This window comes from Kosakonia sp. SOY2, assembly GCF_027109175.1.
Taxonomy (GTDB): domain Bacteria; phylum Pseudomonadota; class Gammaproteobacteria; order Enterobacterales; family Enterobacteriaceae; genus Kosakonia.
The window spans coordinates 805,526-819,323 of the sequence record NZ_JAPVXH010000001.1 but is presented as its reverse complement, the minus strand read 5'-3'; the positions used below and the strand labels follow the sequence as shown (position 1 = coordinate 819,323).

The following is a 13,798-nucleotide window of genomic DNA, read 5'->3' as shown; positions in this document are numbered from 1 at the left end:
CGACCCTCTCCCGACAGGAGAGGGTTATTACTCCTGTCACACCACGTCGAGTGGCGTTTTACGGCCTGGTGCCGGGAACGCGTTGTCCAGCCGTATTAACTCTTCGCTACTTAACGTGATATTCAATGCCGCCGCATTTTCCTGCACATGCGCTACGCTGGACGCCTTGGGAATGGCAATCACGCCCTGATGGCTAATCACCCATGCCAGTAAAATTTGCGCAGCACTCACCCCATGAGCTGCGGCAATCTCGCGCACCGTGCTGTTTTCCAGCAAACCATCGCGCAGGCGGCCAGCCTGAGCCAGCGGACAATAGGCCATCACTGGCATTGCCCGTTGCTGGCACCACGGCAGCAGATCATATTCAATGCCGCGTGAACCAAGATGATACAGCACCTGATTTGTCGCACAGGCGTCCCCGCCGCGCACGCGCATCAGCTCCTGCATATCGCTGTGATCCAGATTTGAAACGCCCCAGCGGCGTATTTTGCCCTGCGCGATCAACGTTTCCATCACCTCGACGGTTTCAGCGAGGGAGTAGTTACCACGCCAGTGCAGCAGATAGAGATCGAGAACCTCTGTTTTCAGGCGACGCAGGCTGGCTTCGCAAGCCTCGATGGTTTTCTTGCCGCCCGCATTCCATGGATAAACTTTGGAAACCAGGAACACTTTGTCACGCAAACCGCCCTGTAAGGCTTCGCCGACCACTTCTTCCGCTCCGCCGTCAGCGTACATTTCCGCCGTATCAATCAACGTTAATCCCAGATCGACACCCGCGCGCAGCGCATCCACTTCTTTCTGACGCAGTCGCGTGTTTTCCCCCATGTACCATGTGCCCTGGCCAATGGCGGGTTGTGAAACCTGGCCAGCAAAAACCACTTTTTTGTCTGCCATATTCTCCTCCTGCTAAACGTTGCACCGTAAAGCAAAACAGGGCCAATGGCCCTGTTTTATTGCACAGATCGCACTATTCAACTGCACAATCAGAAGCGGTACGTCACCCCGGTAGACAGCAGACCGCCCCAGGATTTATCCACCATCGGGCTGTCTTTGATCTCATCCGACAGATGGGTGTAACGGCCCGTGCCGTACACGGTCCAGCTGTCCGTCAGACGGTAGCTGACCGTTAGCTCCAGATAGGGACTCCAGCCATTATCCGGATCGTAGCTTTTCAGCCCGCTGCGACGCGCTTCATCGCGCGACACACCGTAGTAGTATTGGTTCAGGTTATCGCTGGCCCACTCAACACCGACGCCCGGCGTGACGCTCAGCGCACCATTGTTGTAGTTGTACAACCAGCCGATATCCCACAGAACGCCGTTGCTGTTATCCAGCACATCGCCCGCCAGTGTGGTGCGCAGGAAACCGTACTCGGTATTGTGAATGTATGAAAGCCCCGCCATCATCGTCGCTTTACGGCGATCCAACTGACGCAACTGGTTATTATCACTGTCTTTTGGTTTGAACTCCCATGGGAAGTAAAACGCGGTGATGGAGAGTTTATCCGCCTGGTCATTCCACAGGTAATAACCGCCGCCTAAGCCGCGAAACCAGAAATTATCACTTTCATAGGTGATAACAGGAACCGGCAGGACACGTTTATCATACTGTTTATACGGGGATTCAACGACGCCTACGCCAGCGCCCAGTGAAAAGGTATTTTCTGCATTTGCTGCAAAAGCGCAGGACGCGGTCAGCACGCCCAGTGCCACGAGTTTGATTTTGGTCACAGTCCTTTCTTTCCTGTAGTCAAATAATTGGCGCAAGAAGTTTAACCGCCCGCGCCAGCCTACCCAAATTTTTTTACCTAAACATTACAAAAAAACGCAAATTCGATAGGCGAAAAGCCCGCCATCATCGGGGGCAATAAAACACTTCCCCCTCTGTTCATTAAACCTGTTCGGCCATTTCTGGTGATAAATGACGCGCTGTACATACCGTTACACGGCAGTGCTCATCATCTGTCATAAGGCTGGTATATAGTGTCGCGGAAACAGAGATCAATTCCTCTGTAATGTTAAAAAACAACATATTTTAAACAAATGAATATCAAGTAGTTTTAATTTTATAATGAAAATCAAAAATACTTTCTGCCTACATTTCCTGATGGCGTTTCTCGCCATCCTGTTCCTCTGCGTTCATCCGCTGTTGACCCGTTTTGATCCGCCGCTTAAATTCCAGCCGCTGATTAAAGCAATGGACGGTACGGCAAAAGAACAGGCGGAAAAGATAGCCACTATTTCTCATGCCCTGCAGGGTAATGCGATTTTTTTCATCGGCGCATCGGAAGTCGCCACCTCAGAAGATGAACCTTACGCTGTATATAATTACCTTAATAATGATTTACACCGTAATGTTGTTGCATTTGGCGACAGTTTTGATGATAGCGTCACCCATTTTCTTCTGCTGTCTCGCTTTAAGAATGACCTTAACGCAAACAGTAAAGTCGTTTTACTGCTCGCGCCCGATAGTTTTTATTCAACCGGCGTACCTCCGGCTATTTTCGCGAATAATTTTCCGGCACCGGTTTTTAATCCTTTAATGCAGGATGAACAAACACGCCCATTCCTGGTCAACTACTTACGCCATATCAATAAAAAAGAGACCAGCCATTTAACCTTTGAGCAAATGAAAATAGCTGGCTGGGATCTGGATAATATCTGGCAAGAAGTCAGTTACGAATTTGCTAATTTCTGCACACTGATTAAAAACGACTGGCTGGCGTTGCTGGATGTTGAAGCGTCACCCGCACGCCCCTGGCCTGTACAACCCGCTGTTGATATCACGCCGAACTGGGAACATGAACTGGCCCACGCCCGCGAACTGAACGAGGCGCGCCAGGAAAGCGCAGACACCTTGTGGATGGACAAAACGGTTTATCAACCCGGCGAAAAACCAGAAGTATGGGACGATTCGCCCGTTGAGCCGGAACAGTTGAAAGCGTTTCGCGCCATGATTAAGTTGCTGAAAGAGCACCACGTTCAGGTGGTAGTCATTATCGATGCGATAAACCGTCGTGCGGTGCAAAACCCTGAGCTGGTGCAGCCTGCGGTAACGCAAACCACCGCCATCCTGAAAGAAAACCAGATCCCCTATTTTGATATGTACTCCATGCCGTATCAGGACGGCTGGAACTGGGATCGCCTGCATCCTACCGATCTGGCATGGGTACCGATGGACCGCTTTATTATTGAGAGTTTTAAACGATGAAATGCGCTATTCGTCTGTTTTTCCTTTATCTCTTACTGGCGGTCACCGTTATCGCGTGGTCCTCTGTTGATGAAAGCATGAATTTAAAAGTGCACTTTGAATATCAAAAGTTCTGAGGAATGAATGATGTACAGCTCCGGAACCTTTTTCTTTTTTCTCTTTTCCTCGGCGTTGTTATTTGCGCTGGTTAACCGCGTGCTGCGCTATCGGTTAACTTACTTATGCGCTTTTTCCGTGCTGGCGGCCTTTGGCTGGGGATATATATTTCAGGGCGACTATATCGTTCCCGTCACGGTTTTTATCAGCTTTTATATTCTCGTTACCTTAAAAGAGAAAGGCTGGTTAAAAACCTGGCAGGCGGTAAGTTTAACATTAGTGCCTTTGTTTGCGGTGAAATTACACCTGAATAACCATTGGGGCATGATTGGTTTATCTTTTATGACCTTTCGCGCCATCGATGTTTTGCTCTATCGCAATAAAAAAGACGGCAACAATGTTTTGCACTACTTCTGTTACCTGTTTATGCCGTTTATTATTCTGGCCGGTCCAATGTACCGCTGGCGGACGTGGATAACGGATATTAATAAACCGGTGTTTACGCTCACGCGTGAGCAATTTCTCATCGCCGCAGAGCAAATTTTCACCGGCATCGTGCAGAAATTTTTATTCGCCATGCTGATCGATAACCTGGTGATCCAGGACTGGAGCCACCGCCCGTTTACATTAAGTGTCGGCGTCGTGATGTCGCTCGCCTACAGCGCTTACCTCTATTTTGATTTCGCCGGTTACAGCAATATGGCCATCGGTGCCGCTCGTCTGTTTGGCCTCAACGTTCCGGCAAACTTTAATATGCCGATTCTGGCGAAAAATCCGCAGGATTTCTGGCGTCGTTTCCACATCAGCCTTTCAGAGTGGCTGCGCGATGTGGTGTTTATGCCGATTTATATGAATTTAATGAAGCTCGACTTTTTCCGTCAGAACAAAACACTGGCGCAGAATATTGGTATTTTCTGCACGCTGTTTTGTATGGGGGCATGGAACGGGCTCGAACGGCACTATGTGATTAGCGGCGCGCTGTTTGGCGCCATTTCTGTGGCGCACAACATGCTGCTGTGGTCAGCCAAACGTAGCCCGGTGCTGAACCGCTGGCTGCAATTCCCCACGATCCTCTTTTTGGGACGCCTGTTAACGCTGGCAAGCGCTGCGGCATCTCTTTACATTTTTAGCGGAATGTCACCTCTATGAACCTACACTCTGACCTCCAGGCGCTGCAGGATTTCCTGCGTGCGGCATTACTCGATCCCGCCCGCCCGCATCAGTTAGCGATAAGCGGCAGCGATGAAGCACTTAACTGGCAACAGCTCTCTGGCGCGGTGACAGACTGGGCCGAACGCTATCAGCGCTGTCAGCCTTCGCCGGCGACGCCAGTGGTGTTGTACGGCCACCAGCAGGCGGAATTCGCCGTCGCTATCTATAGCTGTATGCTGCATAACATTCCTTACATTCCGGTAGATTGCATCTACCCGCAGGAACGGTTGAAAGAGATTTGCCATCTCGCCAGCGCGCCGTACTACTACGACGTAGCGACCCGGCAGTTTGTGCCGACCGGTGAAATCGCCCAGCCGCTGGCAGAGCCGGATCTCGCCTATATCATGTTCACATCCGGCAGCACGGGTAAACCGAAAGGCGTGCAGATCGGCCGTGAAAGCGTGTGGCACTTTATGCAATGGGTGCGTCAGGATTTTGCCTTGCCGGAAGTACCGGTATTGATGAATCACGCGGTGTTCAGCTTTGACCTGTCACTGATCCCATTGCTGGCAAACCTGGCAACCGGCGGCCATATCGTGCTGAACGCCAAAGAGGATATCGCGGCAGAAAACTGGCTTGATCGCCTGAAAAGTAACGCGGTCTCAGTCTGGGTTTCCACCCCCTCTTTCGCTTACCAGAAACTGCTCTCCCCGCAATTCAACAGTGATTATTTGCCCGCGCTCGGCGTGTTTGTGTTTATCGGCGAAGTGCTAAACAAAGCGCTGGTCAAACAGCTTCGCCGCCGCTTCCCGCAGGCCAAAATCCTCAACTCCTACGGCCCGACCGAAGCGACTATCGCCACTACCGTTGTCGAAATCACGGACGACATCCTCGCCAGCGAAAACGATCTGCTGCCGGTCGGCACCATGATGCCAGAGAGCAGAATGGAGATTACCGCCGACGGTGAGCTGGTTATTTGGGGCAAAAACGTGATGCGCGGTTATCTCGGCCTGCCGCAGGAGAATGCGGCGAAACTGCTGCACCGTGAGGGCGAAGCCTGGCGCGGCTACAAGACCGGTGATCTGGGCTACGAAGATGGGCTTATTTACTGCCAGGGCCGCAACGACAGCCAGATCAAGCTCAACGGTTATCGCATCGAAATTAACGAGATTGAAAACCGCCTGCTGGCGATGTCCGGCATTCGTGAAGCGGTGGTATTACCGCTAATGAAAGCGGGCGGCGGCGTGCTGCGTATCGCGGCATTCTGCGTAACAAATCTGGCGCCGGACGCGATTAAACACTCGCTTTCACAAGTGGTGCCGCCATACATGGTGCCGTCGCAAATCATCATCCAGGAGGCTTTGCCGCTGAACCCTAACGGCAAAATCGACCGCAAACTGCTGGACACCCATGCCCGCAGCAACTGAATACACAGGACAAATCATGGAACAAGAAATTCTCGCGCTGTTTGAAAAGATTTTATCCCGCAAAGTGGGCTTTCACGATGAGCTGATTGAGTCCGATATTCTCGACTCCATCCTCGCCGTCGATATGGTGCTGGAAGTGCAGGACGTTTACGGCTGCATGATCCCACCAACAGAAGTCGCCAGCGTGCTGAAAACCCCAGCGGATCTCGCGCAATACATTGAAGAGCACCGCAGCTAACATGTCATTTTACGGTGCCGGGCATTGCCGCCTGGCACCGCGTCTTTCGTTTTGCTGGCGACAACCGCCCTGTTAATCCTGCCTGTCATCATCCTTTAACACAGCTCGCGTACTTCTGTTGTCGATAATCTTTCCGCTTCGGCGAAGTGACCATGATGGCGTCACTTTTTCTATACTTGCGATCCCGCACATCCTGTAAAAATTTACCAACATTCGCCTGATGTAAAATGTTGGCATTTTCCAATGCAGAATCCCGATATCAAATATAAAAAATCTGTATAAATCTAACTCAATAGATATTTAATCCAAATATGGGGCAAAAAAAGGCCCTCTGCCATCAGAATCTTCTTCAGCGATAACTTGATCAAAGCTGGATACACGCTCATAACAAATAGGACGGAGCATAATTTTTATCCCGTTGGTTTGCGACGCTAAAAGTGGAAAAACTGATAGCTGTACTGTTCCCACAGATTACGAAAGGACGGCATGCCATGAATATATTCGATCACTATCGCCAGCGTTATGAAGCTGCCAAGGACGAAGAGTTCACTCTGCAGGAGTTTCTTGCCATCTGTAAGCAAGATCGCAGCGCCTATGCAAATGCTGCTGAAAGGCTGCTGATGGCCATAGGGGAACCTGTGATGGTAGACACTGCCCAGGAGCCACGGCTTTCCCGTCTCTTTTCGAACCGGGTTATCGGACGCTACCCCGCGTTCGAGGAATTTTATGGAATGGAAGAGGCGATTGAGCAAATCGTCTCATACCTCAAACACGCTGCGCAGGGTCTGGAAGAGAAGAAACAGATCCTCTATCTGCTCGGCCCGGTGGGCGGGGGTAAATCGTCCCTGGCCGAACGCCTGAAATCCTTAATGCAACGGGTGCCAATTTACGTGTTGAGCGCCAATGGCGAGCGCAGCCCGGTTAACGACCACCCGTTGTGCCTGTTTAACCCGCAGGAAGACGCACAGATCCTGGAAAAAGAGTACAGCGTCCCGCGCCGTTATCTCGGCACGATCATGTCGCCGTGGGCCGCCAAACGCCTGCACGAGTTTGGCGGAGATATCAGCAAATTCCGCGTGGTAAAAGTCTGGCCGTCGATTCTGGAACAGATTGCGATTGCCAAAACAGAACCGGGCGATGAGAACAACCAGGACATTTCAGCGCTGGTCGGTAAAGTGGATATCCGCAAACTGGAAAACCACGCGCAAAACGATCCAGACGCCTATGGCTACTCCGGCGCGCTGTGCCGGGCGAACCAGGGCATCATGGAGTTCGTCGAAATGTTTAAAGCGCCGATCAAGGTGCTGCACCCACTGCTGACCGCCACGCAGGAGGGCAACTACAACGGTACGGAAGGCATCTCCGCCCTGCCGTTTAACGGCATCATCCTCGCCCACTCGAACGAATCCGAATGGGTGCAGTTCCGTAACAACAAAAACAACGAGGCGTTCCTTGACCGTGTTTACATCGTCAAAGTGCCTTATTGCTTGCGCATCTCTGAAGAGATGAAAATTTACGAAAAACTGCTCAACCACAGTGAGCTCTCCCATGCGCCGTGCGCACCGGGAACGCTCGAAACGCTGGCCCGCTTCTCGATTCTTTCGCGACTGAAAGAACCGGAGAACTCCAGCATCTACTCGAAAATGCGTGTCTACGACGGTGAAAGCCTGAAAGATACCGATCCGAAAGCGAAGTCCTATCAGGAATACCGCGATTACGCCGGTGTTGATGAAGGGATGAACGGCCTGTCGACACGTTTTGCCTTTAAGATCCTCTCACGTGTGTTCAACTTTGACCACGTCGAAGTGGCAGCCAACCCGGTGCACCTGTTCTACGTACTGGAACAACAAATTGAACGTGAGCAGTTCCCGCAGGAGCTGGCTGAACGTTACCTGGAATTCCTGAAAGGCTATCTGATCCCGAAATACGCCGAGTTTATCGGCAAAGAGATCCAGACCGCTTACCTCGAATCCTATTCCGAATATGGACAGAACATCTTCGATCGTTATGTCACCTACGCGGATTTCTGGATCCAGGATCAGGAGTACCGCGACCCGGATACCGGCCAGTTGTTTGACCGTGAATCCCTGAACGCGGAACTGGAAAAAATTGAAAAACCGGCCGGGATCAGCAACCCGAAAGATTTCCGTAATGAGATCGTTAACTTCGTGCTGCGCGCCCGCGCTAACAACAACGGACGCAACCCGAACTGGACCAGCTACGAAAAACTGCGCACGGTTATCGAGAAGAAAATGTTCTCGAACACCGAAGAGCTGTTGCCGGTGATTTCGTTCAACGCCAAAACCTCTACCGACGAGCAGAAAAAGCACGACGATTTTGTCGACCGTATGATGGAGAAAGGCTACACCCGCAAACAGGTTCGCCTGTTGTGCGAATGGTATCTGCGTGTACGTAAATCATCATAACAACGCGCTGGCCGCGCCCTGTGCGCGGCCAGTTGCAACGTTGGCATACGCAGCGGGAGGGAACTATGACCTGGTTCATTGACCGGCGTTTGAACGGTAAAAATAAAAGCACGGTTAACCGCCAGCGATTTTTACGCCGTTATAAAGCGCAAATAAAGCAGTCGATCTCCGAAGCGATCAACAAGCGTTCGGTAACCGACGTGGAGAATGGCGAATCCGTCTCCATCCCGACGGAAGATATCAGCGAACCGATGTTCCATCAGGGGCGTGGCGGCCTGCGCCACCGCGTACATCCGGGAAACGATCATTTTGTGCAAAATGACCGCATCGAGCGCCCACAAGGCGGCGGTGGTGGTGGTGGCGGCGGCCAGGGCGAAGCCAGCCCTGACGGCGAAGGCCAGGATGAGTTTGTTTTCCAGATCTCCAAAGATGAGTATCTCGATTTGCTGTTTGAGGATCTGGCGCTGCCGAACCTGAAAAAGAACCAGCAACGGCAGCTTAATGAGTTCAAAACGCACCGCGCGGGCTACACCGCCAACGGCGTACCGGCGAATATCAGCGTTGTGCGTTCGTTGCAAAACTCGCTGGCGCGCCGCACCGCCATGACGGCAGGAAAACGTCGTGAGCTGCGCGAACTGGAAAGCAGCCTCGAAACGGTGGCAAAAAGCGAACCTGCACAATTACTTGAAGAGGAGCGTCTGCGTAAAGAGATTGCCGAACTGCGGGCAAAAATTGAGCGCGTACCGTTTATCGACACCTTTGATTTACGCTACAAAAACTACGAAAAACGGCCAGAACCTTCCAGCCAGGCGGTGATGTTCTGCCTGATGGACGTTTCCGGTTCGATGGATCAAGCGACCAAAGATATGGCCAAGCGTTTTTACATTCTGCTCTATCTGTTCCTGAGCCGAACCTATAAAAACGTCGAGGTGGTCTATATCCGCCATCATACGCAGGCGAAAGAGGTGGATGAACATGAGTTCTTCTACTCGCAGGAAACAGGCGGCACCATTGTTTCCAGCGCGCTGAAACTGATGGATGAAGTGGTAAAAGAGCGTTACGACCCGGCGCAGTGGAATATTTACGCCGCGCAGGCGTCGGACGGCGATAACTGGGCGGACGACTCACCGCTGTGTCACGAAATCCTGGCGAAGAAGATCCTGCCGGTGGTGCGTTACTACAGTTATATCGAGATCACCCGCCGGGCGCACCAGACGTTATGGCGCGAGTATGAACACCTGCAAACGATGTTCGATAATTTCGCCATCCAGCATATTCGCGATCAGGAGGATATCTACCCGGTATTCCGCGAACTTTTCCATAAACAAACGACATCCACCAGCTAACCTTCCGCAGCCGGAACCCTTTCCGGCTGCCTCTCTTTATTGCGCATCTGCGTAAAAAAACCGCATTTCGCCGGGCTAATGGCTGAATTGCCGTACAAAATAGCGGCTATTTGTCCTCTTGCCTGCGCGTAAATGTGGCACAGTAATCCCATCGAAACATTTGTGGCACGGCGGGCGTGGATAACGTTTACGTCGGTGCTGTTGCGCTCAGTTCATCCTGTGAACACCTTGAGCCTGGTGGCATATGGCTGCCTTTTGAAAAGAAACTAACAGTACACACAAAAAGCGTTGTTTGTAGTGCTTGTATTTTTTCGCCGCCTCTTTAGGGCGGCTTTTTTATTTTCATCTCCCGGTGCGTGAATTATTCTTAATCTTCAACGTCTTCATCGGGAGTGAATATGTCTGAAATTGCCAGCCGTAACATCCACCAGCATTTGATAAACCTGCTTGAACAGCACGACGCGCGCTTTCGCGTTGTTGAACACGAGGCCGTCGGCAAATGCGAGGCCGTCAGTGAAATTCGCGGTACCGCGCTGGGCCAGGGCGCGAAAGCGCTGCTGTGTAAGATCAAAGGTAACGGAGTGAAGAAGCATGTGCTGGCGATTCTGGCCGCCGACTTACAGGCCGACCTTTCCCGCTTAGCGCAGCACTTTGGTGGCAGTAAAGCCTCGCTGGCAAGCCCGGCGGAAGTGGATGCGTTAACGGCGTGCGTATTTGGCGCCATTCCCCCGTTCAGCTTTCACCCGGATCTGCATCTGGTCGCCGACCCGGTACTGTTTCAGCGCTTTGATGACATCGCGTTTAACGCCGGGTTACTGGAGAAATCGGTGATCATGAATACCGGCGACTACCTGCGCATCGCCAGGCCGGAACTGGTGGATTTTCGCCGCGAATAACGCGCTTGTGCGGCTTACCAGCCGCTCCTTTCCAGAATCAAGACGGAAATCACCAGCCCGGCGGCCAGCGTGAAGAACAGTGCGGTGATAATCAACACATCTGAAGGCATGATGGTAACTCGCAAAGGCCTGTCGGTGCCTAATTCATATCTCTGAATTATGAATCGTTGATGACAATTCAGCTGACTTTTGATTAAAAACCGCCCTTCGCTTCTGGCAACTGCCTGAAATTATCTGCCTGCACGAAAAAAGCCTGTTTCATCACCGGTTTATGCGTAGAGTAAACAGGTTTCTTTGTTGGCAAGGAATTTCTGATGTTTGATACCACGCTGTTTATTCTGCTGGCGCTCGCGGCGCTGGGTTTTGTCAGCCATAACACCACCGTTGCGGTCTCTATTCTGGTGTTGATCATTGTACGCATCACCCCGCTCAATACCTTCTTTCCGTGGATTGAAAAGCAGGGGCTGACCGTTGGCATTATTATCCTCACCATTGGCGTGATGGCGCCGATCGCCAGCGGCTCATTGCCGCCCTCGACGCTGCTGCACTCGTTTGTGAACTGGAAATCGCTGGTGGCGATTGCGGTTGGTGTTTTTGTCTCGTGGCTGGGCGGACGCGGCGTAACGTTGATGAGTTCACAACCGTCGCTGGTGGCGGGATTACTGGTCGGCACCGTGTTGGGTGTGGCCCTGTTCCGGGGCGTTCCGGTCGGGCCACTGATTGCTGCCGGGTTGGTTTCGCTGCTAATTGGCCGGCAGTGAGTGACGCCGCTGCCACTGTTTGACCGTAAACTCCAGCGCGCTGCACAGCAGGTAATAGACCAGGCCGGTAAAGACAAACAGCGCGGCAGGATAGACCTGCACCCGGTTATTCACCTGGCCTGCGACTGTCGTCAGTTCCGGTACGTTGACAATAAACGCCAGCGAGGTGTCTTTCAGCAGCGCGATAAGCAAACCGATATACGACGGCAACGCGTTGCGTAATGCCTGCGGCAACAGCACCAGCCTCAGGATTTGCGCACTGCCAAACCCGCTACTGAGCGCGGCTTCGTACTGCCCTTTCGGCAGTGCCCCAAGCGCGGCAAGGGTCGAATACATCACCGCCGCCGAGGTAAACCACGCCAGCGCCAGCGTCACGGTCACCGCACCGGGGAGATCGGCGCCGGTTAACCAGGGCAGTAAAAACCACAGCCAGAAGATCACGAAGATCAGCGGAATGCCGCGAATCAGCTCCGCCCAGAGAAAGAGCACTTTGCGTGGCCAGCCGCGAAACCGCCATGCGCAGCACGCCAGCAGCACACCACCGGGAAACGCCAGAACCGCCGCGCCGACGGTCATCAGCAGCGATAACAGTACCCCGCCCGGCTCGCCCTGCGCCGCTCGCCCCCACAGTAAGTAATCGAGGTTATCGGTGATCACGGTGATGTTAGCGATCATGTTGCACCTCCGCTGCACGGCGCAGCGCCCGCCAGTTACGTGGCACGTTGAACAACACGCTCATCACCAGCCCCAGCAGCAAATAGAGCGCGCTGCCGATGGCAAACGCTTCCAGCGCGTGGGCGTTAAAACTCTCGATCTGCCGGGTCTGGTAGGTTAATTCCCCCAGCCCGATACCGGTCGCCAGCGAAGAGAGCTTCATCAGATTCAGATACTGCCCCACTACCGGCTGCCAGGCATTTTGTAGTCCCTGCGGCAGCAGCACCCAGCGGAACAACGCCAGCGGGCTAAACCCCTGCGATTGCGCGGCTTCAACCTGTCCACGCGGCACCGCGTGCAAACCCGCCTGGATCTCTTCAACCAGAAAGGCCGCGGTAAACAGCCCCAGCGCCCAGGCCGACGAGAGAAACTCTGGCGTCAACCACCAGACATCGCCCGGCAAAATGCTGAACGCGTGATCGTCGTTAACGTACTGGCGGAAACTCAGCGGCAACACATTCCAGGCGGCGAAATACCAGAACAATAGCTGCACCAGAAGCGGCGTATTGCGAAACAGCGATACCCACGCCGCCACCGCGCCTCGCCCGACCTTGCCACCGGCCAGACGCAGCGCCAGCAGCAGTATCGTTAATACCGTCGCCAGTACGGTTCCCGCGACGGTAACCCAGATGGTGGTAAGAAAACCGGAAATGATCCATTGTACGGGCTGCCCGGTCAGCACGCCCGCCCAGTCGAGATGCAGCGCCATTACAACTCCTTGCTATCCGCGTGCAGCGGGTTGAGCACTTTCTGTAAGAAGCGCTGCGCGCGCGGGTGCTGCGGGGCAGAAAAGAATTGCGCCGGTGCTGCCTGCTCAAGGATTTCGCCCCCGTCGATAAAGATCACGCGATCGGCGATTTCACGGGCAAACTGCATTTCATGGGTCACCACAATCAGCGTAATGCCGCTGTGCGCCAGCGATTTCATCACCTGCAGCACTTCGCCGATCATCTCCGGATCAAGCGCCGAGGTTGGCTCATCAAACAGAATGATATGCGGATCGGCGGCCAGCGTGCGGGCGATTGCCACGCGTTGCTGTTGCCCGCCGGAAAGCTGCGCAGGATAGTGATGCGCTTTATCCTGCAAATCAACGCGCGCCAGTAGCGCCAGCGCGATGGCCTGCGCCTCGGCGGCGCTTTTGCCGTGAATACGGCGTAACGCCAGCGTAATGTTATCCAGCGCGTTGAGGTGGGCATAAAGATTAAACTGCTGAAAAACGAAACCGACATGGCGGCGCAACTCGCGAAGCTGGCGCCCTTTCAGTTGGCTGGTCGGCTGACCGTCAACATAGATCTCCCCGCCGCTCAGGGTTTCGAGTTGGTTAATCAAACGGATAAGCGTTGATTTACCGGAACCCGAAGGCCCGCACACCGCCAGCACTTCGCCGGCGGCAACCTGTAAATCAATCGACTTTAATACCACGTTGTCGCCGTAGCGTTTGCTCGCCTGGCGAAACTCCACCGTGCCTTTCGCCACGGGCAACACCTCTGTGGCATCCGCCACAGAGGTAGAAAACAGACCTGCCAGCATAG

General features: G+C 53.2%; 14 protein-coding genes. 8 read left to right on the top strand and 6 right to left on the bottom strand.

The features are described 5' to 3' along the window. Positions 1–36: 36 nt before the first annotated feature. Together O3S68_RS03890 and O3S68_RS03885 are read right to left on the bottom strand one after the other, a co-directional pair. Entirely contained in the window at positions 37–894 is an 858-nt protein-coding gene (locus O3S68_RS03890) for an aldo/keto reductase (protein ID WP_269230828.1), read from the bottom strand. A gap of 89 nt (positions 895–983) precedes the next feature. After that, positions 984–1,730 carry a MipA/OmpV family protein gene (locus O3S68_RS03885; RefSeq protein WP_020454030.1) on the bottom strand — a complete coding sequence of 249 codons (747 nt, stop codon included), beginning with the start codon at positions 1,728–1,730 and terminating at the stop codon, positions 984–986. 340 nt (positions 1,731–2,070) lie between these two features. Between O3S68_RS03885 and O3S68_RS03880 the strand changes: the two genes are divergently transcribed. From O3S68_RS03880 to O3S68_RS03850, 7 genes are all read left to right on the top strand, one after another. Continuing rightward, positions 2,071–3,210, top strand: coding sequence for a D-alanyl-lipoteichoic acid biosynthesis protein DltD (locus tag O3S68_RS03880; protein WP_269230827.1), 1,140 nt, complete (start codon positions 2,071–2,073; stop codon positions 3,208–3,210). Positions 3,211–3,336: 126 nt separating this feature from the next. Beyond that, on the top strand, positions 3,337–4,455 hold the full coding sequence (locus O3S68_RS03875; protein WP_269231653.1) for an MBOAT family O-acyltransferase: 1,119 nt from the start codon (positions 3,337–3,339) through the stop codon (positions 4,453–4,455). Then, complete coding sequence (locus O3S68_RS03870; protein ID WP_269230826.1) at positions 4,452–5,885, top strand: AMP-binding protein; 1,434 nt, start codon at positions 4,452–4,454, stop codon at positions 5,883–5,885. Before O3S68_RS03875 ends, O3S68_RS03870 begins: the two co-directional genes overlap by 4 nt. Positions 5,886–5,901: 16 nt before the next feature. After that, positions 5,902–6,123, top strand: coding sequence for an acyl carrier protein (locus tag O3S68_RS03865; RefSeq protein WP_020454034.1), 222 nt, complete (start codon positions 5,902–5,904; stop codon positions 6,121–6,123). Positions 6,124–6,614: 491 nt separating this feature from the next. Further along, positions 6,615–8,549 (top strand): protein kinase YeaG, encoded by a 1,935-nt coding sequence (gene yeaG / locus O3S68_RS03860; RefSeq protein ID WP_020454035.1) that lies wholly within the window; start codon positions 6,615–6,617, stop codon positions 8,547–8,549. Positions 8,550–8,614: 65 nt separating this feature from the next. Further along, entirely contained in the window at positions 8,615–9,895 is a 1,281-nt protein-coding gene (locus O3S68_RS03855; protein ID WP_020454036.1) for a YeaH/YhbH family protein, read from the top strand. A gap of 398 nt (positions 9,896–10,293) precedes the next feature. After that, complete coding sequence (locus tag O3S68_RS03850) at positions 10,294–10,791, top strand: YbaK/prolyl-tRNA synthetase associated domain-containing protein (RefSeq protein WP_020454037.1); 498 nt, start codon at positions 10,294–10,296, stop codon at positions 10,789–10,791. Between the two features lie 14 nt (positions 10,792–10,805). Here O3S68_RS03850 and O3S68_RS24260 read toward each other — a convergent pair whose 3' ends face one another. After that, on the bottom strand, positions 10,806–10,901 hold the full coding sequence (locus O3S68_RS24260; RefSeq protein WP_020454038.1) for a hypothetical protein: 96 nt from the start codon (positions 10,899–10,901) through the stop codon (positions 10,806–10,808). A 204-nt stretch (positions 10,902–11,105) separates the two neighbouring features. Here O3S68_RS24260 and O3S68_RS03845 point away from each other — a divergent pair, with 204 nt between their 5' ends. Continuing rightward, a complete protein-coding gene (locus O3S68_RS03845) occupies positions 11,106–11,552 on the top strand; it encodes a DUF441 domain-containing protein (RefSeq protein ID WP_020454039.1) in 447 nt (148 codons plus the stop codon). Here O3S68_RS03845 and O3S68_RS03840 read toward each other — a convergent pair. The 3 genes from O3S68_RS03840 to O3S68_RS03830 are packed head-to-tail and all read right to left on the bottom strand — an operon-like array spanning position 11,535 to position 13,796. Continuing rightward, on the bottom strand, positions 11,535–12,227 hold the full coding sequence (locus O3S68_RS03840; protein ID WP_269230825.1) for an amino acid ABC transporter permease: 693 nt from the start codon (positions 12,225–12,227) through the stop codon (positions 11,535–11,537). The two genes, O3S68_RS03845 and O3S68_RS03840, sit on opposite strands and share 18 nt — an antisense overlap. Beyond that, entirely contained in the window at positions 12,217–12,975 is a 759-nt protein-coding gene (locus tag O3S68_RS03835; RefSeq protein WP_269230824.1) for an amino acid ABC transporter permease, read from the bottom strand. Before O3S68_RS03835 ends, O3S68_RS03840 begins: the two co-directional genes overlap by 11 nt. Further along, on the bottom strand, positions 12,975–13,796 hold the full coding sequence (locus O3S68_RS03830) for an amino acid ABC transporter ATP-binding protein (protein ID WP_269230823.1): 822 nt from the start codon (positions 13,794–13,796) through the stop codon (positions 12,975–12,977). Before O3S68_RS03830 ends, O3S68_RS03835 begins: the two co-directional genes overlap by 1 nt. Positions 13,797–13,798 lie beyond the last annotated feature (2 nt).